Source organism: Streptomyces sp. V1I1 (assembly GCF_030817355.1).
Lineage (GTDB): Bacteria > Actinomycetota > Actinomycetes > Streptomycetales > Streptomycetaceae > Streptomyces.
The window spans coordinates 4,921,887-4,944,225 of record NZ_JAUSZH010000001.1 but is presented as its reverse complement, the minus strand read 5'-3'; the positions used below and the strand labels follow the sequence as shown (position 1 = coordinate 4,944,225).

The 22,339-nt window shown below is 70.1% G+C and carries 22 protein-coding genes and 1 pseudogene; 12 read left to right on the top strand and 11 right to left on the bottom strand.

Annotated elements, in window-relative coordinates; genetic code table 11:
- Positions 1–30 precede the first annotated feature (30 nt).
- A complete protein-coding gene (locus QFZ67_RS23330; RefSeq protein WP_307663020.1) occupies positions 31–1,038 on the top strand; it encodes a glycoside hydrolase family 26 protein in 1,008 nt (335 codons plus the stop codon).
- Positions 1,039–1,096: 58 nt separating this feature from the next.
- On the opposite strand, the gene QFZ67_RS23325 is transcribed toward QFZ67_RS23330, so the two are convergent.
- The 4 genes from QFZ67_RS23325 to QFZ67_RS23310 form a co-directional block, all read right to left on the bottom strand.
- Positions 1,097–1,474, bottom strand: coding sequence for a DUF6479 family protein (locus QFZ67_RS23325; protein ID WP_307663019.1), 378 nt, complete (start codon positions 1,472–1,474; stop codon positions 1,097–1,099).
- A 55-nt stretch (positions 1,475–1,529) separates the two neighbouring features.
- Positions 1,530–2,321: a polysaccharide deacetylase family protein gene (locus QFZ67_RS23320; RefSeq protein WP_307663018.1), complete on the bottom strand. Its 792-nt coding sequence runs from the start codon at positions 2,319–2,321 to the stop codon at positions 1,530–1,532.
- A gap of 35 nt (positions 2,322–2,356) precedes the next feature.
- The gene (locus QFZ67_RS23315; protein WP_373430240.1) at positions 2,357–3,673 is read right to left on the bottom strand and encodes a glycosyltransferase family 2 protein; all 1,317 of its coding nucleotides are present in this window, start codon (positions 3,671–3,673) and stop codon (positions 2,357–2,359) included.
- A 151-nt stretch (positions 3,674–3,824) separates the two neighbouring features.
- On the bottom strand, positions 3,825–4,910 hold the full coding sequence (locus QFZ67_RS23310; RefSeq protein ID WP_307663017.1) for a GNAT family N-acetyltransferase: 1,086 nt from the start codon (positions 4,908–4,910) through the stop codon (positions 3,825–3,827).
- A 299-nt stretch (positions 4,911–5,209) separates the two neighbouring features.
- On the opposite strand from QFZ67_RS23310, the gene QFZ67_RS23305 reads away from it, so the two are divergent.
- Positions 5,210–6,415, top strand: a complete 1,206-nt coding sequence (locus QFZ67_RS23305; RefSeq protein ID WP_307665936.1) for a cytochrome P450 — start codon at positions 5,210–5,212, stop codon at positions 6,413–6,415.
- 120 nt (positions 6,416–6,535) lie between these two features.
- On the opposite strand, the pseudogene QFZ67_RS23300 reads toward QFZ67_RS23305, so the two are convergent.
- Positions 6,536–7,225 (bottom strand): annotated as a pseudogene (locus QFZ67_RS23300) (aspartate/glutamate racemase family protein).
- A gap of 106 nt (positions 7,226–7,331) precedes the next feature.
- Between QFZ67_RS23300 and QFZ67_RS23295 the strand changes: the two are divergent.
- The 3 genes from QFZ67_RS23295 to QFZ67_RS23285 all read left to right on the top strand — a co-directional run bounded on the left by QFZ67_RS23295 (position 7,332) and on the right by QFZ67_RS23285 (position 9,121).
- Entirely contained in the window at positions 7,332–8,027 is a 696-nt protein-coding gene (locus tag QFZ67_RS23295; protein WP_307663016.1) for a hypothetical protein, read from the top strand.
- 161 nt (positions 8,028–8,188) lie between these two features.
- Positions 8,189–8,596, top strand: coding sequence for a GNAT family N-acetyltransferase (locus QFZ67_RS23290; RefSeq protein WP_373430098.1), 408 nt, complete (start codon positions 8,189–8,191; stop codon positions 8,594–8,596).
- An 81-nt stretch (positions 8,597–8,677) separates the two neighbouring features.
- On the top strand, positions 8,678–9,121 hold the full coding sequence (locus QFZ67_RS23285) for a DUF6196 family protein (protein WP_307663014.1): 444 nt from the start codon (positions 8,678–8,680) through the stop codon (positions 9,119–9,121).
- Between the two features lie 221 nt (positions 9,122–9,342).
- Here QFZ67_RS23285 and QFZ67_RS23280 read toward each other — a convergent pair whose 3' ends face one another.
- Together QFZ67_RS23280 and QFZ67_RS23275 are read right to left on the bottom strand one after the other, a co-directional pair.
- On the bottom strand, positions 9,343–9,708 hold the full coding sequence (locus tag QFZ67_RS23280) for a hypothetical protein (protein WP_307663013.1): 366 nt from the start codon (positions 9,706–9,708) through the stop codon (positions 9,343–9,345).
- Positions 9,709–9,722: 14 nt separating this feature from the next.
- On the bottom strand, positions 9,723–10,979 hold the full coding sequence (locus QFZ67_RS23275; RefSeq protein WP_307665935.1) for a helix-turn-helix domain-containing protein: 1,257 nt from the start codon (positions 10,977–10,979) through the stop codon (positions 9,723–9,725).
- Between the two features lie 166 nt (positions 10,980–11,145).
- Between QFZ67_RS23275 and QFZ67_RS23270 the strand changes: the two genes are divergently transcribed.
- The 6 genes from QFZ67_RS23270 to QFZ67_RS23245 all read left to right on the top strand — a co-directional run bounded on the left by QFZ67_RS23270 (position 11,146) and on the right by QFZ67_RS23245 (position 15,198).
- The gene (locus QFZ67_RS23270; RefSeq protein ID WP_307663012.1) at positions 11,146–11,520 is read left to right on the top strand and encodes a hypothetical protein; all 375 of its coding nucleotides are present in this window, start codon (positions 11,146–11,148) and stop codon (positions 11,518–11,520) included.
- 73 nt (positions 11,521–11,593) lie between these two features.
- Positions 11,594–12,076: a hypothetical protein gene (locus QFZ67_RS23265; RefSeq protein WP_307663011.1), complete on the top strand. Its 483-nt coding sequence runs from the start codon at positions 11,594–11,596 to the stop codon at positions 12,074–12,076.
- A gap of 85 nt (positions 12,077–12,161) precedes the next feature.
- Entirely contained in the window at positions 12,162–12,824 is a 663-nt protein-coding gene (locus QFZ67_RS23260; protein WP_307663010.1) for a bifunctional 2-polyprenyl-6-hydroxyphenol methylase/3-demethylubiquinol 3-O-methyltransferase UbiG, read from the top strand.
- Between the two features lie 252 nt (positions 12,825–13,076).
- Entirely contained in the window at positions 13,077–13,874 is a 798-nt protein-coding gene (locus QFZ67_RS23255; protein WP_307663009.1) for a helix-turn-helix domain-containing protein, read from the top strand.
- A gap of 137 nt (positions 13,875–14,011) precedes the next feature.
- A complete protein-coding gene (locus QFZ67_RS23250) occupies positions 14,012–14,191 on the top strand; it encodes a hypothetical protein (protein ID WP_307663008.1) in 180 nt (59 codons plus the stop codon).
- A 140-nt stretch (positions 14,192–14,331) separates the two neighbouring features.
- Entirely contained in the window at positions 14,332–15,198 is an 867-nt protein-coding gene (locus tag QFZ67_RS23245) for an SDR family oxidoreductase (protein ID WP_307663007.1), read from the top strand.
- On the opposite strand, the gene hutI is transcribed toward QFZ67_RS23245, so the two are convergent.
- The 4 genes from hutI to hutU form a co-directional block, all read right to left on the bottom strand.
- A complete protein-coding gene (gene hutI / locus QFZ67_RS23240) occupies positions 15,177–16,349 on the bottom strand; it encodes an imidazolonepropionase (protein WP_307663006.1) in 1,173 nt (390 codons plus the stop codon). The two genes, QFZ67_RS23245 and hutI, sit on opposite strands and share 22 nt — an antisense overlap.
- Positions 16,350–16,456: 107 nt before the next feature.
- Positions 16,457–17,791, bottom strand: a complete 1,335-nt coding sequence (locus QFZ67_RS23235; RefSeq protein WP_307663005.1) for a formimidoylglutamate deiminase — start codon at positions 17,789–17,791, stop codon at positions 16,457–16,459.
- A complete protein-coding gene (locus QFZ67_RS23230) occupies positions 17,782–18,987 on the bottom strand; it encodes an allantoate amidohydrolase (protein WP_307663004.1) in 1,206 nt (401 codons plus the stop codon). Before QFZ67_RS23230 ends, QFZ67_RS23235 begins: the two co-directional genes overlap by 10 nt.
- A gap of 234 nt (positions 18,988–19,221) precedes the next feature.
- Positions 19,222–20,886, bottom strand: a complete 1,665-nt coding sequence (hutU, locus tag QFZ67_RS23225) for a urocanate hydratase (RefSeq protein WP_307663003.1) — start codon at positions 20,884–20,886, stop codon at positions 19,222–19,224.
- 118 nt (positions 20,887–21,004) lie between these two features.
- Between hutU and QFZ67_RS23220 the strand changes: the two genes are divergently transcribed.
- Complete coding sequence (locus QFZ67_RS23220; RefSeq protein WP_307663002.1) at positions 21,005–22,327, top strand: diaminopimelate decarboxylase; 1,323 nt, start codon at positions 21,005–21,007, stop codon at positions 22,325–22,327.
- The last annotated feature ends 12 nt before the right edge of the window (positions 22,328–22,339 follow it).

The following is a 22,339-nucleotide window of genomic DNA, read 5'->3' as shown; positions in this document are numbered from 1 at the left end:
AGGCCGCACGACCGACGACGAAGGTGGGCCGTGTCCACAGCCCTCGTCGGCGTGCTGCTCGTGGGCGTACTCGCCCTCAAGTCCTCCGGTTCCGACGACTCCAACCCCTCGGCGCACAGCGCCGAATGCAGGCCGACCAAACTGCTGGTGCCGCGCTGCGGCGCCTGGTTCGGCGCATATGTACGGCACGCCAAGCCCGACCTCGAAGAGAACGTCCTCGCCTACGAGCAGCGCATCGGCCGCACGCTGGACATCGTCTACACGTACCACGACATGTCCCTGGACGGCCTGGAGGGACAGCTGCTGACCGAGCAGGAGCAGCGCGTCGGCAAGGACCGGATGCTGCTGCTGTCCTGGGAGAGCAAGTGGTGGAGCGGCACCCCGGCGCAGCAGCCCAGCTGGAAGCAGATCGCCTCCGGGGCGCTCGACACGAGCGTGATCGACGTCCAGGCAAAGCGGATCAAGGCCTACGGCAAGCCGCTGTTCCTCTCCTTCGACCTGGAGATGGACACCCGCACGCCCGCCAACGGCACACCCGCCGAGTACGTCGCCGCCTACCGGCACATCCATGACCGGTTCCGTGAGCTGGGTGTGACGAATGTGGTGTGGACGTGGATCATCACCGGCTACACCGGCCACAGTGAGCTGTTCCGCACGCTCTATCCGGGCGACGCGTACGTCGACTGGATCGGCTACAACCAGTACAACTACTTCCGCTGCCACAAGGCGAAATGGCAGAGCTTCGAGCAGACGCAGACCGCGTCCCACGAATGGATCCGCGAGAACCTCTCCGCGGACAAGCCGCTGATGCTCTCGGAGTTCGGCACGGCGGACGATCCCGCGAAGCCGTCCGCCCAGGCCGAGTGGTACGAGCAAGTACCGCGTGTGGTCAAGGAATTGGAGGGGGTACGGGCCGCGCTCCAGTGGAACTACCGGGACCCGGGACCCGGCTGCGACCTCTCACTGGCCAGGGACGAGTCCTGGAAGAGCCTGCGCAAGGCGGTCTCCGACCCGTACTTCAACCAGCCGCGGCCATGACGAAGCCCGGTCGCCCGGCCGCGCCCGGTCGCCCAGTCGCGCCTGGTCGCGCCGTTGGTCAGCCGCCGAACCGGCCACTGCCGGACGCTCCTCCGCTGTTCTCGTCGTCGGGGGGCCGTTCGCCGTGAGACGTGTGGGATCCGAAGTTCCCGTACCCCTTCATCTCGTGCGGCAGGATACGCCGCTTCCCGCCCTCGGCACCGAAGTCGTCGTCGGGTTCCCGGGTCTCCCCAAGGTGGGTGGGGTGCTCCGGGGGCCGCGGCTGTTCCTCGGGGCTCGGTGGCTCGTAGGGGCGTCTGCGGTTCGCCCACATCGCCGCGACGAAGATCACCACGCCGATGACCACGACGGCGGCGACCGGCGCGATGGCGGCCCCCAGCCCCCGGGCGAGAGGATCCGCGAGCTGGTCGGCCTGTGCGTACATGAATGCATTCATACTGTGCAGTTACCCGGAATGCCACAACTCTCACATTCCGCATCGTGGAAATGGCCTAGCCCGCGAAGACCGGGCCTCTGACGGCCGCACGGGCCCGTCGGTAGAGCCGCCAGCCGATCGTCGGCAGCGAATCGGGGAACGGCGCGACCGGAGCGCCCCGCCCGTCCATCCATGCCTCGATGTCCGCGACTGTGTGGGTGTGGCGCAGGATGAGGCGGGCGATGCGGTACGCCTCGTCGGTCTCGGAGCTCAGCGCGTGCCGGACGGCGACCGCGGAGGCGTAACCGGCCCCGAGCGCCGCCCTGCGCACGGCCGGACTGTTGTAGCCGTGCGGATAGGCGAGATGCGCCACCTCATGGCCGAGTACGTCCTCCAGCACCGCCTTGGGCTCCCGCAGCTCCCGGCGGAGCGCGCCGGGCGGAAGGGTGTCCAGCTGGGGGTGCGTGACGGTGTGGGCGCCGACCTCCATGCCGTACTGCTGGAGGAGCGGCGCCTGGGAGAGCGTCATCATCGGCGCGGGCGGCAGCAGGCTGCGCCGGCCGGGGGTGATGGCCCCGGTGGTGAGATACGCGGTGGCGGGCAGCGCGCGCGAGGCGAGCGCCTCGGCGGTGGGGCCGGGCAGATCGGCGAAGCCGTCGTCGAAGGTGAGGATGACGGGCCGGTCCGGCAGCGGAGAGCGGCCGGCGAGGTGGCTCACGAGAGCGCTGATCGGGACCGGGGTGCGGCCGCTGGCCACGATCGCGTCCAGCTGTGCGCCGAAGTCCCTTGGCGTGACGGTGAATTCGGCGATCCAGTCGGGCGGATCGTCCATCACCGCGTGGTAGAGCAGTACGGGAATCCGGGGCATCGTCGCACCATCGCCTCTCAGCTCTCCCCCGCCTCTCACTTCTCCCCCCGCTGGTCCCAGGGGAGCGGTACGCCCCGGACCCGTCGGCGTGCCTTCGCATACCCGACCGGCCCGGCCAGCATGCCGCGGCGCTCGAGCCGGGACAGCTGGCGCGGCCAGGGATAGTCCTGCGCCCCGTGCGCCCCCGGCACGGCCGCCCCGGCCGCCTCGCGGTGGGAGGTGATGGCGCGGGCGTGCGCGAGGCCGCGCGGCAGCTTCCGCAGCAGCGCGGGCAGCAGGGCGGGGCGGCGCACCAGGAGAGCGGTGAGATACGCGGTGAGGCCGGCGCCGTATCCGTAGGCCTGGTTCCTCAGGTCCTGCCAGGTCTCCCGGTGGTGGTGCCAGACGAGCGCGTCGGGTGTGTAGCGCAGCCGGTGTCCGGCGGCGAGGACGCTCACAAACGCGTACAGGTCGTCACCGCCCCTGGCGGGGGTGCCCGTGCCGGTGGCGGGGTCGAAGCCGCCGATGTCCCGCAGCGCCGTGGCACGGAAGGCCATGTTGGCGCCGGAGCCGAAGCTGCCCGCGGTGAACGGGAAGAGCGGTTCGTCCGCGGGCGGGCGCGCCGGGTCGTAGAGCCGCGCCTCGAAGCCCTTGGCGAAGCCGCCGTGGCTCTCCAGGAGAATCTGCGCGGGCGTGCGCAGCCGGGCGGGCAGGATCAGCCCGGTCGCGCAGCCCAGGCCCGGGTCGGCGGAGAAGGGCGCGATGAGCGCGGTGAGCCAGTGCGGGTCGGCCACGACGTCGTCGTCCGTGAAAGCGATGACCGTGCCCTCGGCGACGGCGATCCCGCGGTTGTGTGCGATCGCGAGGCCGGGCACGGACTCTCGGACGTACCGGACGCGCTCGCCGTACTTGTGCTCGACGAGATCCTGGGTGGCGCTGGTGGCGGGCGCGTTGTCGACGACGACGATCTCGAAGTCCGGGTGGTCCTGCTCCAGCAGTGAGTCGAGCGCGCGGGCGAGCTGGTCGGCGCGCTCACGGGTGGCGACGACGACGCTCGCACGCAACGTGCGGGGTTCCGTGGTCGCCGTGGGCCGGGGGCGTTGACGGTTGCTGCCCGGTGGGTGGTTATCCGGGGCGCAGCGGGAAACGGGCAGCTCGTGGCCCGCGAGGGCCGCGCGGGCGGCCTCGGCGACGGCGTCGGCGGGCGCCTTGCCGGGCGGGACGCGGCAGACGACGGTGGCGACGGGGCGGCCGCGGAGGCGTACGAGGGCGTAGACGTCGCCGCCATGGACGGCCGGGCCGCCGGCCTGCGCGGGGCCGAAGCTCAGCACGGCTCCGTCGGGACCTTCCAGGTCCAGCTCGGCGACCTGGATCTCGGCGAGCCGAGGCGCGCGCGGAGTGCCTTGTCCGCCCGCCGCGTCGGGTCCGGGTGCCGTGACCTGCCCGGGCGAGGTGCCCGGTGTGTTCCGTCTGTGCGGTGTGCTGTTCACGAGACTCCCCCCGCTTGCGCGGATGCTCCGGCGGTCAGTTGCCCCGCAGCCTGCCGATCTGGTTGAGCGTCTTCTGCGCGTATTCGGCCAGCCGCGGTCTGCCGCGTACGAAGCTGTGCGCGCGGCGCGCGGGCTCGCGGCTCAGCCAGTACAGAGCGGCCCGCGCCCCCGGCCGTACCGACGAGCCCTCGTACACCCGCAGCTCGCCGGTCTTCAGTGCGTCCTTGTACTCGGCCGCCCCGCGCCCCAGATCGAGCATCCCGATGCCTTCTGAGGCGGCCGACTCGGCCATCCGCAGATGCAGGATCAGACCCGGTGAGTACTTGGCGAACTCGGGTTCGTACGCCGGAAACCAGCAGGACAGCACGGTGGACGAGCGCAGCCCGAAGTGCGCGGCGACGGGCCGGTCCGCGGCGTACAGCACGGAGAGCACCCCGGAGCAGCCGGGCGTGCGCGTCTCGTGCAGCAGCCGCACGAGGGTGCTGATCCACTCCCTGGCGAAGCGGTCCCGGCGGCCGGTCCTGCGGTACTGCGCGGACTTCCGCTCCATGAGGGTGCGCAGCGCGGCCGGGTCGCGCTCGTCGAAGACGAACCGCACCTCGCCCACCTGCCGCCCCAGCTTGCGCTCCTTGGCCAGCGTCGTCTTGAGGAACTTGGGCGACTGGGCGCGCAGCACCTCTTCGTACGCCGCGTAGCCTGCGCCGACGTCGATGACGGGAGAGGCGAACTCCTCGGCGGCGTCCGGCTGAAACACGCCTTGACCCGCTTCGAGATTGTCGAACTCCCAGGCCGACAGCGCGCAGGCCCGCAGCAGTTCACGGGGCGCGATCGTCAGCCCCGGACGCAGGACCGCGCCCTGGGAGTCACTGACCCCCAGGCCGATCGCTCGGCCGTGACCGAGCGGCCCTTGTTCGTACGGGAAGAAGCCGGCCGGCTCCCCGTCCTCCCACAGCACCGCCACCCTGGCCGCGGGCCGCACCCGGCCGACGGCCAGGGTGAACTCGGGCTCCATGAACGGATTGGCGGGCGCCCCGCTCTTGGCGCGCAGTTCGCGCCAGGCCTCGGCTTCCTCCTCGTCCAGCTCGTCCGGTTTCAGCACACGAATGCGTACACCGCTCAACTCGACCCCCCGGTCCTCCCCCTTGAGCTTCCCCGGGACAGGACGGTACCGGGCTATATCCCGACAGGGTAGGGAGCGACGCCCTTCTTGTGACGGATCCGTGAAGGAACCGGAATGGCTGGATACAGCTGATGCCTGAGTGACGGAAGGGGAGAGGGGGGCCGACGCGTCGGCAATATGAGCAGGAGTTGTCCAACTGACGTTCGCACGTACTCCTGTTGCTCGTAGGATCGCTCCTCCTGCTGCCGCGTCGCCGGAGGAGAGCCCAGTTGACCACCTCACGTGACACCCCGCACCGGATGAACCCGGCCGGCGGCTGCCCGCACGCGGACAACGCCCGGCTGCTCGCCGAGGGCGCCGTCGCCCCGGTCGTGCTCCCCGGTGATGTGGCGGGCATGGCGGTGCTCGGCCATGACGCGCTCAAGGAGTTCCTCGCCCACCCCGATGTCGCCAAAGGCGCCGAGCACTTCACCGCGCTGCGCGACGGGGAGATACCCGACGGCTGGCCGCTGAAGACCTTCGCGACCGTGCAGGGCATGATCACCGCCGACGACGCGGACCACCGGCGGCTGCGCTCGCTGGTGAGCAAGGCGTTCACGGCACGGCGGGTGGAAGAGCTGAGGCCGCGGATCGAGACGGTGACGGCACACCTGCTGGACGGCCTGGGCGAGGCGGCCGTGGGGGGCGACGGCGTGGCCGATCTGCGTACCCACTTCGCGCTGCCGCTGCCGATGGGCGTGATCTGCGAACTCCTCGGCGTGGACGCCGAGCACCAGGACCGCCTGCACCATCTGTCGAACCAGGTGGTCAGCACCTCCATCGGCCCCGAGGAGGCGATGGAGGCGAACCGGGAGATGGTGACGGTCCTCGCGTCTGTCGCCGCGACCCGTCTGGAGAACCCGGGCGACGATCTGACCAGCGCCCTGATCGCCGCCCGCGAGGAGGACGGCGACCGGCTCAGCCAGCACGAGCTGATCGGCACCCTGCTACTGATGATCATCGCCGGGCACGAGACGACGCTGAACCTGATCACCAACGCCGTGCGCGCGCTGTGCGCGCACCGGGACCAGCTGGAGCTCGCGCAGTCCGGCAAGGCGTCCTGGTCGGACGTGGTCGAGGAGACGCTGCGCTGGGACAGCCCGGTCAGCTTCTTCCCGTTCCGCTATCCGACCCGTGATCTCACGCTCGACGGAACGGTGATCCCCAAGGGCACGCCGGTGCTTGCCGGTTACTCGGCCGCGGGCCGCGACAAGGCCGCGCACGGCCCGGACGCGGACCGCTTCGACATCACCAGGAGCGGCGGCGCCCGGCATCTCTCGCTGGGGCACGGCCCGCACTACTGCCTGGGCTCGCCGCTGGCGCGGATGGAGGCGACGATCGCGCTGGAGCAGCTGTTCGCGCGCTTCCCGGAGCTGGACCTGGCGATCCTGGAGGCAGAACTGCCGCGGCACGCAAGCTTCGTAGGCAACAGCGTGCAGAAACTGCCGGTACGCCCGCGGCCCTGAGGCCTTTGGCTCACCCTCTGGCCCGTGGGGCGAGCCTCTGGGCCCGTGGGGCGAGCATCTCGACCCGTTGGCCAGCCCTCTAGGCCCGTAGCGCGAGCCTCTGGCCCAGTGGGCGAGCCTCTACCGCAGCGCCGCGTCCACGGCGGCCTCGGCGTGCAGCCGGGTCGTCGGAAAGATGGGCACGGGACTGTCCTCGTCCCGGATCAGCAACTCGATCTCGGTGCACCCGAGTACGACGCCTTCCGCCCCGGCGGCGACAAGTTTGCCGATGACGTCCTGCTAGGCGGCGCGGGACTCCTCGCGTACGACACCGAGGCACAGCTCCTCGTAGATCACCCGGTGCACCAGCGCACGCCCTTCGCCGTCCGGCGTGAGCACGTCCAGCCCGTGCCCGGCCAGCCGGTCCCGGTAGAAGGCCTGCGCCATGGTGAAGGCGGTCCCGAGCAGCCCGACGCGGCCGATGCCCGCGGCCCGTACGGCATCGGCGGTGGCATCCGCGAGATGCAGCAGCGGGACCGATATGGCGGCCTCCACCTGGCCCGCGACCTTGTGCATGGTGTTCGTGCAGATCAGCAGCAAGCCCGCGCCCGCGGCCTGCAGCCCTCTGGCGGCCTCGGCGAGAATCTCGCCGGCACGCTGCCACTCGCCCGCGGCCTGGAGCTCCTCGATCTCGGCGAAGTCGAGGGAGTGGAGAAGGCACTTGGCGGAGTGCAGCCCGCCGAGACGCTGACGTACAAGCTCGTTGAGGAGCCGGTAGTACTCCGCGCTGGATTCCCAGCTCATGCCGCCGATCAGCCCGATGGTCTTCATCGGCCCACCGTGCCACGCCCGCCGTACGACCTCTGCGGGCAAGTGTCAAAATGGAACAAAGAGCCACAGAGAGCCCTTCTCGGGGATGCTCGCGTGGGAGGCCACGATGATGGCGTCGCAGAGCACGGAACCCGCCCCGCACGCGGAACCCGCCCCGCACAGAGACCTGTGGCCGGGGATCGCCGGTCTGACGGCCGCGGCATTGCTGATCACCGGGCATGTGCTGTGGATGCGCACACCCGACATCGAGGGGAGGGGCGCGATCAGGAGGGTCGTGCTCTTCTACGCCAAGGACAGCAACCGGGACCTCTCGGAAGCGGCGACACTGATCCTGCTGGCGGCGGGCCTGCTGTTCCTGTTCCTCCTGGTCGCACTTTCCCGGCTGGCCGGCAACCGCTCGCATCTGGTGCTGGTGGGCGGCACTGTGTTCACCGTGTTCCTCATGGTCGCGGCGCTCGCCGGGAACATCTTCGCGATCACGGTGGACCACTCCGACGTCTTTCCGGTCGTCCCGGCGACCTCGCTCGCTGCGATCCTGCTGCTGCACGTGGCGTACGGCGCGATGGTCGCGGCGATGGCGGGCGCGGCGGTGATGCTCTTCGCGATCTGGCGGGCGGCACAGGAGACCCGCGCGGTACCGGCCTGGCTCGGCTGGGCGGGCTTCGTGGTGGCCGTGCTGTCGCTGGCGGGTCCGGTCAGCGCCTGGTTCACGCCGCTACTGCTGGCGCTGTGGATGCTGTGGGCGGGGGTGCTGCTGATCCTGAACGCGCGCGTGCGGGAAGGTGAGGGGCGGGCGAGCTGATATCCGCTGAGCAGAAGCCAGTGACCAGGCCGACGAGCAGCCCGGTGCGGGGCAGCGACCTTAAATTCGGATGCGTCAGGATCACTCATCTGCGACAGTCGCGCGCTGTGAACAGTGCTGAGCTTGTCTTTCGGCGTGCGGATGACTCTGACGCGGCCGACATGGCCGACGTGTGGCTGCGCTCCTTCACCGCTGCGCTGCCGACGGTGCGCCGCGCGCACGGCGACGACGAGGTGCGGGAATGGTTCACCTACGTGGTCGTGCCGCAGTACGAGACCTGGGTGGCCGTCGCAGAGGGCTCCGTGGTCGGGCTCCTGGTACTCGACGGCGGGGAGCTGGAACAGCTCTACCTCGATCCGTCTTGGCGCGGCCGGGGTGTGGGCGACCGGTTCGTGGACTTGGCGAAGGAGCAGCGGCCCGACGGGCTGGGACTGTGGACGTTCCAGGTCAACGGATCGGCACAACGGTTCTACGAGCGGCACGGCTTCATCGCGGTTGAGCGCACCGACGGACTGTGCAATGAGGAACATGAGCCGGACGTCCGCTACGTCTGGAAGCCTCAGGTGTAGGACTGGCTCAGAAGACCGGTCACGCGGCCGCCGACAAGGGACGTCCGCCCATCGAGATCTCAGGCATCGAGGAGCACGCTCATGGTCAGTGTCAGTGTCGAGACCGCCCAGCAGACCGAAGAGCGCCTCCAACGCGTGATCGCCGGAGCCGACTTCGTGATCCATGAGGGCCTGTGGCTCTTTGAGGAGTTCCCGGCCGACCGGCCGCCGGCTCTCACCTCGGACACGCTGGCCGTGGTCCGGGACGAGGACAGCTGGAGCCGCCTGGTTCCCGCCGCGGGAAGCGGCGGCGATGCCGGCGGCGCCGAACGGTTCGGGATCTTTTCCTTCCACTTCCCGGACGGGGCGGACAACAGCGGTTTCGTCGGCTGGCTGGCCACGCACCTCAAGGCGCAGCTGGGCACGGGAGTCTTCGTCGTCTGCGGCAGCAACCGCGGCCGTGGCGGCATCTACGACTATTGGGGATGCCCCGCCGATCTGACCGCCGAGGCGATCAAGGTGATCGCCGAACTGCGGGCGGCCTGAGGCTCCTTGCGCCGGGGCATTGGTTTCCAGGCCCGGTGAGCCGTCAACCAGCTTTGACCCGGGTTTCCTCATTTTGCCCTGAAAGTGCGTGAATAGCTTGCGGTGCCTTCGGTCAGTAGCCGCTCCACCCCGGACAGAATTATGTGGTTGCCAAGTTCAATGCACCGCATGTGCGTGCACCGCCGAGGGGTGCCTATCCGTGATCGGCGCCCCTCGGCGGTTCAGGTCAGGGAGTCCTCGATCGCCTCGAAGACATCCGAGTCGGTCTCCTTCTGCCAGTCCGGCAGCTCGGGCCAGTCGGCCACATAGCCCGGCTTGGGGTCCTCGAAGTGCTTGAACATCTGGGCCGTCCAGCACGTCGCGACGAAGCGGCTCTTCTGCTCGCGCGTCAGCCTCGAAGCGTGTCCGCCGCTCGCCTCGAGGAACTGGCGCACCTGCCCGTACACGGCACTCGCAGCCTGGCGCTCCCATTCCGGGGTGTCCTCCCAGGGGGTCACGTAGCCAGGCTTCGGCTCGCCGGGGAAGTGCTTCCGCACGCCCGCGATCCATGCTTCCCGGAACAGTCGAGCGCCCTCGGTCTGCGACATGCCTACCCCTCTTGTCACGTCGTACTCAAAGCCGCGATCTCGACTCCCAGCTCGGCCACACGGCAATCACGGGCAAGGGAGCCGAACTCGTCTCGTAGGCCCAGAAGTCTACGTGCGACGTACCCGGAGGAGGATTCCCGGGCAAGCTGTAGAGCCTCGCGGCCAAACGTGACGACCTGCTCGATATCGCGGCGCTTCGCTCCGATCGCGGCTAGGTCCGTGAGGGCTGCTCCGCGTCGACGGAACGACTGTCCCTGGGCAAGGGCGCCTTGATTCAGGGCGCTCAAGAGAGCCGTCTCGGCGAGATCGAGGCGGCCGAGGTGAACGTATCGGGCCCCGCGTTCCTCAGCCAGCCGCGAACCGTCGAAACGGAGCCAGCCGCCATTGTGGGCGGGCCTGCCAAGGTCACTGACCTTCTCCGCTTCGTCGAGTGCGCGCTCGCAGGCGTACAGATCGCCGAGACCGGCATGCGCCTCAGCCTGCACGGAGGCGATCCAGTGGCGCGTTGAGAGCGAGCTGTCCCCTCGCTTCGCGATCCTCTCGGCGGCCGACAAGATACCAACGGCCTCCTTGTACTGGTGCCCGGACATCTCGACGTACGCGTGCCGCACGAGAGCGCAGGCCCAGAGGTCGAAGGAACCGGCATCCCGGCTCGCCGACGCGGCGAGCGTGTAGGAGGCTGCGGCATCCGTGTAGCGATTGCTGTCGAAGGCCAATTCCCCCGCGAGTTGGAAGAGGTCGCCCGCAGCCCTGCACAGGGAACCAACCTCCCTGTCCGATCGGCCGTCCAGCGTCTTGTTCAGTGACGCGAGTTGCTCGCACACGATCGGATAGACGGAGCCTTTCGATCGAGCGAGCTGGTACACCTGCCAAAGGTGAGTGTTCATGCGTAGGAAGTCGTCGGATGCTCCCTGGTGCACTCCTTCAGCGAGCGCTTCAGCCTCGTCGAGGGGGAGGGCTGTAAGGGCGCCGGTTACAGCAATCACGCGCAGGAATTCGCGTCGCATCATGTCGTCGATGTCCCCCGAGCCGTGGTGGTCGCTTGGCGGCGGCCCTGCGGACGCCTGGGGGGTGGTTCTTGACTGCGCCACCAGGGTGTCGAGTTCGGCAAGGTCGACTTGTAGTGCCTCGGCCAGGTTCGGCCGTAACGGCGGCTGAGGCACGGTCCGTCCGCTCTCCCAGCGGCCAACTGTTGTGCGGTCGACGCCGAGCGCATGGGCAAGGCCTTCCTGACTGTAACCCAGGACTTTCCGCCGTTCAGCAAGACCCATACCGACCCCTTTCCACGCGGCGGTCGCCTTTACGCAGGTGGCGCACCCCGTGCATCGGATATGCATCAAGACTGCCGCATGGATGCCGTGGAGAGCCCCACCTCCGGGCGGTTCCCTGGATGTTGTCAGCAAGTGGAACCGGTCGACGCCAGCAAGGGGTACGGGCATGGAGACGACGAACGCCGGAGCGTCTGAAGGGGAGCAGCTTCCTGTCGATCTGGAAACCATCGGCGTCACCGTGGCCAACGCGCTCGCCATCCGGCTCTCGATGCCTGAGCGCCCGCTGATCGACGCCACGACCCGAACCTTGATCGGGCACCTCGACGAGCTCCTGCTGGAGGACCTCGGATTCGACGAAGACCCCGATGTCCGAGCGATGTACCAGCAGGCGTATCGGCTTCTGGAACTGAGCCGCCGGCCTACTCGCCAAGCCACTCGGTTCGGCGCGTACGAGTACATGCGGGAAGTTGCGCGGCTCACGAAGCGGTTCGCCTCCGTTTACCGCGAGCTGAACGAGGAGGCGAGCAATGCCACCCCGTGAAGAACGACAAACCGAGCTGTCGGGGCGGCTCCACGCACCAGGCACCCATCCCTTCACACAGGAGGACCGCACTATGAGCACAGCCGTTCAGATCCGGACCCGCGATCCGCGCGTCATCCTCAACGCACTCGCTGACCGGGTACCCAACCTGATCACCGAAGAAGAGCCAACCTTGTGGGATCGCGAGGTCGCGCTCCTGGTCCGCGACAACCCGATCATGACCCGGGCCACCGCCCAGCGGCTGCTCGGCCAGGCCATCGCCTACACGATCACCGCCATGGAGCGGCCCGGCGTGGACATGGGCGTCGGCTACACGGTCGACGTAGCCGTGCACCAGCTCATCCTGGACACCTGGCTCTTTTTCGCGATGTGCGACCAGTACAACAACGGCACCTACAAGCACCACGCGCCGCTCATTCGCCGACGCTGCGACGGCACCGTGTTACGCACGGCCGAGCTTCTTCGGGACAACGGCTTCGAGGTGGACGACGAACTCTGGGCCAAGGACGAGGCCACCTGCTCACCGTGTGACAACAAGGTGCCCGACAGCCACTGAGCGGCAGTAAAGTCCTGCCCCCTGCCACTCTCTTCAGGATGGCAGGGGCAGGGCGCACTCCCACTACTCACGCAGAGGATGCACGTTGCCTGCACGACACGACGTCGACGCCGAACGCGAACTCTGGGATGCGTACGCCCAGAGCACCAAAGGCGATGTGTTCGACTCCGATCCCGTCTTCTGCTGGACCCAGTACGCCGGACACGGGCCAGGCACGGAGCTCCTGGGCAACCCGGAGTCCGCGCTGGAGATCGGGTGCGGCACGGGGCGTGCTCTGGCCTTTCTCGCTCAGCAGGGCGTCAAGGTGACCGGCGTCGACCTCTCGCCCGTGATGGTGGAGCACACCACCGAGCGCTGGGGGCCGATGGGTGCGCAGTTCGTCTGCGCCGAGGTACTCGACCACCTGCGCGCCAGCACGAAAACCTACGACGCGATCTATTCGATCTTCGGGGCCGCATGGTTCACCGATCCGGTCAAGCTGTTCCCGCTGATCGCCGAGCGGCTGAACCCCGGTGGAGTCCTGGTCTTCTCCCAGCCACCGGCCATCCCTGGAGCATACGGTCCGCAGGGAATGTACAAAGGGGGATTCGCCGGCAAGGCAATGTTCACCTACCGCTACAGCTACACGCCCCGAAGGTGGTCGAGCCTGCTGGTCAAGAGTGGTCTCAGAAGTGTCGAAGCGCACGTCCTGGATGCTCCGGTGACCGGCCACATCGGCACACTGATAGTGCGCGCTGTTGCAAGTTGAGGCTCCTTGCGCCGGGCGTGGGAAATCCGGGCACCGGTGGACCACCAACTGGCCTTGCTGGATGCCCCTTTAAAGAACTTGGGAAAGAACTTCCCTCACCCAACCGGACTTCTCACTCGTTCAGGTGACGAAGTGGCAGATGTTCGGGGACGGGCGGTACGGTCGCGCATACCAACCGCATATGACGACGGCCCCCGCCGGGACTGGCATCCCGGACGAGGGCCTGTTCATCCAGGAAGAAAAGGCTTCCCGATGACTGCGACGCAGTTTAGCGCGCCCGTGTCCGCGCGCGCCGAGACCGGCTCGCATGCCGGAGTGATGCACGTACGGCACCGCCACGACTCCGAGTTCACCGTCGTCGGCAACCACCTCGCCCAGCACCGTGAGTTGTCCGCCGTCGCGATCGGAATCGGCGTCCACATCCAGTCCCTCCCGGACGGCGCCCGCGTCAGCATCGGCAAGCTCGTCGAGCGTTTCCCGGAGGGCGAGGTCCGCATCGCCCGCGCATTGCGAGAGCTGGAGGCCGCGGGGTACCTGGAGCGGCGGCTCAGGCGGGTCCCGAGCGGGCAGGTCGTGACCCGTACGACGTGGTACGAGCGGCCGGGCGCCCAGCCCGTCGCCGCGGACGCCCCGGCCGAGCCGGAGCCCGCACCCGAACCCGTACAGGCATCGCAGCCAGAACCGGAGCACGCCGACCCCCTCGCCGCCGAGCTCCTCGCCGGGCTCCGCCGCCAGGACCCCCGCGTGCTGCTCTCCGAGCGGGATGTACGCCGCCTCGCCCCTGCCGTCCGGACCTGGCTGGACCGCGGCGTCTCCCCCACTCAGGTCGCCCGCACGCTCACCGCGGACCTCCCCGTCGGGATCATCCGCCGCCCGGCGGGGCTACTGCGGCACCGGCTCACGGAGTGGCTGCCACCTGTGCTGCCTGCGGCTCCATCGTCGGCCGCCAAGCCCGACCCGTTCCAAACATGCGACGGCTGCGAGCGAGCCTTCCGCGCCCCGGAGCCGGGCCGCTGCCGGGACTGCCCGCCTGCGCCGCGCGCCGCCTGACAATTCGGGCGCGGGGCGCGGAGAGGCATTGCCCGACACGGCTGCGCTGGGAGGAATCCAGCGGAATCAGTAAGCTCTCTGGCGCTCAGTGATAGGCATGTTGGGCGGTAGCCCAACGGCGAGCGGTGGGGGACGCCATGGTTGATGCAGTTGTTCCGATACTTCTGGTGCTTGGGATCGCCGCGTGGTTGTTCCTGCGTGAATCAAACAAAACCTCGGTTCAGTCACTTGATAGCTCAGGGTGCGGCTGCATCCTCGGGTTCGTGCTGCTGATCTTTGTGGCGTTGATGTTCGTCGGCGCGAAGTACGGCGGTTGACCGGCGGCACTGCCCCGCCGCCCCGGAGCCGGAGTGGACGACGCGGAGCACTGCCGCTTCGCGGTCGAGGTGCTGCTCAGCGGAATCGGCGAAGCCCGGCCGTAGCCTCGGAGCAAGCAGCACGACGAGAGGACACCCCCATGCCACCTGTCATCGCCGTCACCGGAGCCAGTGGCCGCGTCGGGGGACGGGTTGCCCGTCGGCTTGTCGGGGCCGGGGCCGCCGTTCGGCTGCTTGGGCGGGATCCGGGGCGGCTGCCCGCGCTGGCGGGGGCCGACATCGCGCCCGCCGCCGATTACCGGGACGGGGAAGCGATGCGGCGGGCCCTCGACGGGGCGCAGACGCTGTTTCTCGTCTCCGCGCACGAGGCGCGCGAACGGGTGCGGGTGCACACCAGCGCCGTCGACGCGGCCGTTGCGGCGGGGATCGAGCGCATCGTGTACGTGTCCTTCCTCGGCGCCGCGCCCGCCGCGACGTTCACGTATGCCCGCGACCACTGGCACACCGAGCAGTACATCCGGGGCACGGGGTCGGCGTACACCTTCCTGCGGGACAGCTTCTATCTGGCCGAGCTGCTGGCGATGGCCGGGGCGGACGGGGTGATCCGCGGGCCCGCGGGCGAGGGGCGGGTGGCCGCCGTCGCGCACGAGGACATCGCGGACGTGGCCGCTGCCGTGCTGCTGGGCGATGGGCACGACGGGGCGACGTACGACGTCACCGGGCCCGTCGCGCAATCCCTCGACGAGGTGGCCGCGGAACTGAGCCGGGTCACCGGGCGTACGGTCACCTATGTGGCCGAGACGCGCGAGGGGGCGTATGCCTCACGGGCCCACTACGGCGTCGAGGACTGGGAGGTCACCGGCTGGGTGTCCTCGTACGAGGCGATCGCCGCCGGGGAGATGGCCACCGTCTCCGATGCCGTACCGCGGTTGACCGGGCACCCGGCGAAGACCTTCGCCGAGTATGTGAGGGAGAACCCGGACAGCTACGGGCACCTCTTGCCCTGACGCCATACGTCCGAGACGAGCGGGACGCCCGGCCGGTAGGCGAGGTGGACATGGCTCGGGGCGTCCAGCAGCACCAGGTCGGCGCGGGCGCCGGGGGTGATGCGGCCGACGTCGTCACGGCGCAGGGCCGCCGCGCCGCCCGCCGTCGCGGACCAGATGGCCTCGTCCGGGGTCATCTTCATGTCCCGTACGGCGAGGGCGATGCAGAACGGGACGGAGGACGTGAACGACGAGCCCGGGTTGCAGTCCGTGGACAGCGCGACGGTCACGCTCGCGTCGAGCAGGCGGCGGGCGTCCGGCCACTCGGCGCGGGTGGAGAACTCCGCGCCGGGCAGCAGCGTGGCGACCGTGTTCCCGCTCGCGAGGGCGTCGACGTCCGCGTCGGTAAGGTGCGTGCAGTGGTCGGCGGACGCGGCGTCGAGCTCGACGGCGAGCTGCACGCCGGGGCCGTAGCTCAGCTGGTTGGCGTGCACGCGGGGGTGCAGGCCCTTCGCCTTGCCGGCGGTGAGGATCGCGCGGGCCTGGTCGCCGTCGAAGGCGCCCTTCTCGCAGAAGACGTCGACCCAACGGGCGTACGGAGCACAGGCGTCGAGCATCTCGCCGGTGACCAGGGCGACGTATGCGGCGGGGTCGTCGGCGTAGTCGGGCGAGACGATGTGCGCGCCGAGGTAGGTGACCTCGTCGGTGTGCAGCGCGGCGATGCGCAGGGCGCGGGCCTCGTCCTCGACGGTGAGCCCGTAGCCGGACTTGGTCTCGAAGGTGGTGGTGCCCTGGCGGAGGGCCTCGGCCATGTACTTCGCGACGTTGGCGCTCAGTTCGTCGTCGGTGGCGGCGCGGGTGGCGGCGACGGTGGTGCGGATGCCGCCGGCGGAGTAGGCGCGGCCGGACATCCGGGCGTTGAACTCCTGGGTGCGGTCGCCCGCGAAGACGAGGTGCGAGTGGGAGTCGACGAACCCGGGGATGGCGGCGCGGCCGCCGGCGTCGTACGCCTCGTCGGCGTCGGGCGCGCTTGCGGCGGGGCCGGTCCAGGCGATGCGGTCGCCGTCGATGACGACGGCGGCGTTCTGGAGGAGCCCGATGGGGGTTCCGTCGCCGAGGGCGGGGTTGTTGGTGACGAGGCTGCCGATGTTGGTGATGACTGTGGTGGTCATGGGTTCCTCTTCACTGGCGAACGGTCACGTGGTGCGGCTCCAAGGGAGCCCCTCCGGCGATTGAGGAGGGGGGTCTGGGGCGGAGCCACAGCAGTGGCCCGGGCTGGTCATTCGCGCAGCGCCGCGATCGACTCGGCCAGCGCCCGCGCGACGTCCGGGATCACCGCGTGCACCCCGTCCCGCACAACCTGCCGGCCTCCCACGATCGTGTGGCGTACGTCCGCCGACGTCGCCGCGAAGACCGCCGTCTCGGCCGCGAGGCGCGGCACCGGGCCCGCCGTGCGGACCGAGTTCAGGGTCACCGTCGTGAAGTCCGCGAGCGCGCCCGGCTCGAGGCGGCCCGCGTCCGGGCGGCCGAGGGACGCATGGCCGTCCGCCGTCGCCGCGCGCAGTAGCGCCGCGGCGGTCCAATGGCCGCGGGTGCGGGTGCGCAGGCGTTCGTTCAGTTCCATCGCGCGCGCCTCCTCCAGCAGGTCGATCACCGCATGGCTGTCGCTGCCGAGCGACAGCGGGGAGCCCGCACGCTGCAGCGCCGCCGCCGGGCCGATGCCGTCCGCCAGGTCGCGTTCCGTCGTCGGGCACATGCACGTGCCCGTCGTGGTGCCGCCCAGCAGCGCGATGTCCTCGTCCGTCAGATGCGTGTTGTGGACGCCCGTCGTACGTGGGCCGAGTACGCCGTGGTCGGCGAGCAGCCGCGTCGGGGTGCACCCGTGCGCGGCGAGGCACGCGTCGTTCTCCGCCGTCTGCTCGGAGAGGTGGACGTGGAGCGGGGCCTGCCGGGCCGCGGCCCATTCCGCGACCGTGCTCAGCTGGCCGGCCGGGACGGCTCGTACCGAATGGATCGCCGCGCCGATCAGCGCGTGATCGCTGCCCTTCAGCGCGGAGGCCCGCTCCGCCCACGCCTCCGCCGTGCCGTCGGAGAATCGCAGCTGGTGCTTGTTCGGGGCCTGGCCGAAGCCGGACGACAGATACGCCGTGTCCAGCAGCGTGATGCGGATCCCCGCATCCGCCGCCGCGGCGATCAGCGCCTCGCCCATCGCGTTCGGGTCGGAGTACGCCACGCCCCCGGGCGCGTGGTGCAGATAGTGGAACTCGCCCACCGCCGTGATTCCCGCCAGCGCCATCTCCGCATAGACCGCCCGCGCGAGGGAGAAGTACGAGTCGGGCGTCAGCCGGGACGCCACCTGGTACATCACCTCGCGCCAGGTCCAGAACGTCCCGGAGCCCACCTGGACCGTCCCGCGCAACGCCCGGTGGAAAGCGTGCGAGTGCGCGTTCGCCAGGCCCGGGACCGTCAGCCCGCGCAGCGCCACCGCGCCAGGCGGAGGGGCCTCGACCCCCTTGCGTACGGCGGTGATCCGGCCGTCAGCCACCTCCAGCGCGACGCCCGGCTCGACGTTCGTCTCCAGCCAGGCGTGCTCCGCCCAGTACGTCACCTGCACGCGAGGCCCTCCAGTACGTCGGCGAGTGCGAGCACCCCGGCCACGCAGTCGTTCTCGGCGGCGAACTCCGCCGGGGAGTGCGAGACGCCCGTGGGGTTCCGTACGAACAGCATGGCCGTCGGGATGGATCCGGACAAAATACCTGCGTCGTGTCCCGCGCCCGTGCCGAGGACCGGGACCGCCCCGCCCAGGATCTTGTTCAGCTCGTCGCGCAGCGCGTGCTCGAACTCGATCACGGGGGTGAAGGATTCCCGTACGACCGACAGGTCCACCCCGTGCCGGTCTGCGTACTCGCGCGCGGCTCTCTCGATCCCGGCCGTCACCGTGTCGAGCGTGGCCTGGTCGGGGGCGCGGGAGTCCAGCCAGCCGCGCACCAGCGAGGGGATCGCGTTGACGGCGTTCGGCTCGACGGCGATCTTGCCGAACGTGGCTACCGCGCCCGCGAGTTCCGCCTCGCGGCGCGCGGCGAGGACCGTCTCCGCGTACGTCAGCATCGGGTCGCGGCGGTCGACGAGCCGCGTCGTGCCTGCGTGGTTGGCCTCGCCGTGGAAGTCGTACCGCCAGCGGCCGTGCGGCCAGATCGCGGACGCGATGCCGACCCGGTCGCCGGACAGGTCGAGGGCACGGCCCTGCTCGACGTGGAGCTCGACGAACGCGCCGATACGAGCGAGCCGTTCGGGGTCCGGGCCGATGGCGTCCGGGTCGTACCCGGCGGCCTCCATGGCCTGCGGGAGGGTGATCCCGTCGGCGTCGCGCAGCCGGTGGGCCGCTTCGACGGTCAGCTGTCCGGCCGCGAGGCGCGAACCGACGCAGGCGAGGCCGAAGCGGGCGCCCTCCTCGTCACCGAAGTTGGTGATGGCGAGGGGCCGGGTGAACTCCGCTCCTCTGCGGCGGAGTTCATCGAGCGCGGCGAAGGAGGAGACGACGCCGAGGGGGCCGTCGAACGCGCCGCCGTCGGGGACGGAGTCGAGGTGCGAGCCGGTGACGACGGCGTCCCCGGCGGCGACGTCCTTATATGTCGCAGCGCCGAGCCAGGCCCACTGGTTGCCGTTGCGGTCGACCTCGTAGGTGAGGCCGCGGGACTCGGCCTGCGCCTGGAACCAGGCACGGCAATCGCGATCGGCCTCGGTCCACGCGTACCTCCTGTACCCGCGGGTGTCGGCGTCGCGCCCGATGGGCGCGAGGTCCCGCCACATTTCGTGGAAGGAGGGGGAGCTTTCCCCAGCCCCGCCCCCGTCCGACCCAACACCGCCCCCGTCCGGCCCACCACCGGTCCCGTCCGGCCCACCCGGCTCGTCCGGCGTTTGAGGACCGGGGTCCGGGGCGGAGCCCCGGCCACGGGATGGGGGTACTCCCCCTGGCTGCGCCGGGGGCACCCCCACCCAGGCGAAGCTCTGGGGGAGGGCGGGGTGGGGGGAAAGTCTCCTCGGTCACGCGGTCCCGCCCTCCCGCATCGGAACCCGCACGCCCCGCTCGTCCGCGACCGACTCCGCGATGTCGTAGCCCGCATCCACATGCCGGATGACGCCCATGCCCGGGTCGTTCGTCAGCACCCGGCGGATCTTCTCGCCCGCCAGCTTCGTGCCGTCCGCCACCGAGACCTGGCCCGCATGGATGGAGCGGCCCATGCCGACGCCGCCGCCGTGGTGGATGGAGACCCAGCTCGCGCCGGACGCGACGTTGACCATCGCGTTCAGCAGCGGCCAGTCGGCGATCGCGTCCGAGCCGTCGAGCATGGCCTCCGTCTCGCGGTACGGGGACGCCACCGAGCCGCAGTCCAGGTGGTCGCGGCCGATCGCCAGCGGGGCGGCCAGCTCGCCGGACGCCACCATGTCGTTGAAGCGCTCGCCCGCGCGGTCCCGCTCGCCGTAGCCGAGCCAGCAGATACGGGCCGGCAGGCCCTGGAAGTGGACGCGCTCGCCGGCCATCTTGATCCAGCGGTGCAGGGATTCGTTCTCGGGGAAGAGCTCGAGCATCGCCTTGTCGGTTTTGTGGATGTCCGACTCCTCACCCGACAGGGCGGCCCAGCGGAACGGGCCCTTGCCCTCGCAGAACAGCGGCCGGATGTACGCCGGGACGAAGCCGGGGAAGGCGAACGCCCGGTCGTAACCGGCCAGTTGGGCCTCGCCACGGATCGAGTTGCCGTAGTCGAAGACCTCGGCGCCCGCGTCCATGAAGCCGACCATGGCTTCCACATGCTTGGCCATGGACTCACGCGCGCGCTGGGTGAAGTCCGCCGGCTTCTCCTCCGCGTACGACTGCATTTCGTCGAAGTCGACACCGATCGGCAGGTACGACAGCGGGTCGTGGGCGCTCGTCTGGTCGGTCACGATGTCGATCGGCGCGCCTTCGGCGAGCATCCGCGGCAGCAGCTCCGCCGCGTTGCCGAGCAGGCCGATGGAGAGCGGCTTGCGGGCGTCGCGGGCCTCGACGGCAAGCTGGAGGGCGTGCTCCAGCGAGTTCGCGCGCACATCCAGGTAGCGGTGCTCGATACGGCGCTCGATCGCGCGCGGGTCGACGTCGATGCAGATCGCGACGCCGTCGTTCATGGTCACGGCGAGCGGCTGCGCGCCGCCCATCCCGCCCAGACCGGCGGTGAGAGTAATCGTCCCGGCCAGCGTGCCGCCGAACTTCTTCGCGGCGACCGCGGCGAACGTCTCGTACGTGCCCTGCAGGATGCCCTGCGTGCCGATGTAGATCCACGAACCGGCCGTCATCTGGCCGTACATGGTGAGTCCGAGGGCCTCGAGCCGCCGGAACTCCTCCCAGTTCGCCCAGTCGCCGACCAGGTTGGAGTTGGCGATGAGCACGCGCGGCGCCCACTCGTGCGTCTGCATCACGCCGACCGGGCGGCCGGACTGGACGAGCATCGTCTCGTCCTGCTTCAGCGTCCGCAGCGTGCGCACCATCGCGTCGAAGGAGCGCCAGTCGCGGGCGGCCTTGCCGGTGCCGCCGTAGACGACGAGCTTGTCCGGGTGCTCGGCGACCTCGGGGTCGAGGTTGTTCTGGAGCATACGGAGGGCGGCCTCCTGCTGCCATCCCAGGGCGCTCAGTTCCGTACCGCGCGGTGCCCGTACGGGGCGGGGTCCTGACATGGCAATGCCTCCTCGCGACTGCGACCATGACTGTTGGCTCATCTATTCACATCCTGTCTGGCTGAATAGTCTTAGTCAACAGCTGCGTCGCAGCCTCCCGGATGATTGGCTGGCGGACATGGCTTCAGACCGTCGGGATCAGGCCGTACGAGCGGCCGTGGGGCAGGGACTTCTCAGCGAGGCGCAGCCGGTCGCCGCCCTCCTCGACGTGGCCGGCATTCGCGCCTCCGCCGCCTCGCTGCGGGCGGCATTCGATGCCGTCACCGACGCACCCGTGCTGCACGCCTTCGCCGTGAAGGCCTCACCCCTCGTTCCCGTACTCGCGCTGCTGCGCGCCGAGGGCATCGGGGCGGAGGTCGCGAGCCCGGGCGAGCTGGCGCTGGCCAGGGCCGCTGGTGTGGGCGCCGACCGCACGGTCCTCGACTCCCCCGCGAAAACCCCCTCCGAGCTGCGCGAAGCCCTCGCCCTCGGGATCGCGGTCAACGCCGACAATCCGCAGGAGCTCGCGCGCATCGACGCCCTCGTCTCGTCCGCCCACAGCCGCTCCCCGCTGGGCCTGCGCGTCAATCCGCAAATCGGCCGCGGTGCCATCGGGGCGCTGTCCACGGCCACCCCCACCTCGAAGTTCGGGGTCGCGCTGCGCGACGACGGGGCTCGCGACTGGGTCGTACGCGCGTATCTCGACCGCCCCTGGCTGACCCGGCTGCACACCCACTCCGGCTCTCAGGGGATGCCGCTGACCCTCATGGCCCAGGGCATCCGGGCGGTGTACGAGCTCGCCGAGGAGATCAACGCCGCGGCCGGGCGGCAACAGATCGACACCATCGACATCGGCGGCGGCCTCCCGGTCAACTTCGCCGCCGACGAGGAGACCCCGACGTTCGCCGAGTACGCCGGGCTCCTCAGGGAGCAGGTCCCCGGGCTGCTCGACGGGCGCTACGGTCTGGTCACCGAGTTCGGCCGGTCCCTGCTCGCCAAGCACGGCACGGTCCTCGCCCGCGTCGAGTACGCGAAGACGGCAGGCTCCCGCCCCATCGCGGTCACCCACGCCGGCGTGCAGGTCGCCACCCGTACCGTCTACGACCCGATCTCCTGGCCGCTACGCATCGCCGCGTACGACTCCAAGGGCGTCCCGAAGGCCGGTGCGGACGTCCGGCAGGACGTCGCGGGACCGGCCTGCTTCGCGGGCGACCTGCTCGCCGAGGCGCGGCCGCTGCCGCTGCTGGAGCAGGGCGATGTGATCGCGGCGCTGGACACCGGCGCGTACTACTTCTCGAACCACTACGGCTACAACAGTCTTCCGCGGCCCGGGGTCTATGGCTTCGGGGCCGGTGCGGACGGGTCGGTGCGGTTCGCGACCGTACGGGCTCCGCAGAGCCTGGCGGAGATCGTCAACGAGTCCGGCGGCGATCACCCGGATGCGCTGACCGGCGACGTCTGAGGTATTCCGTAC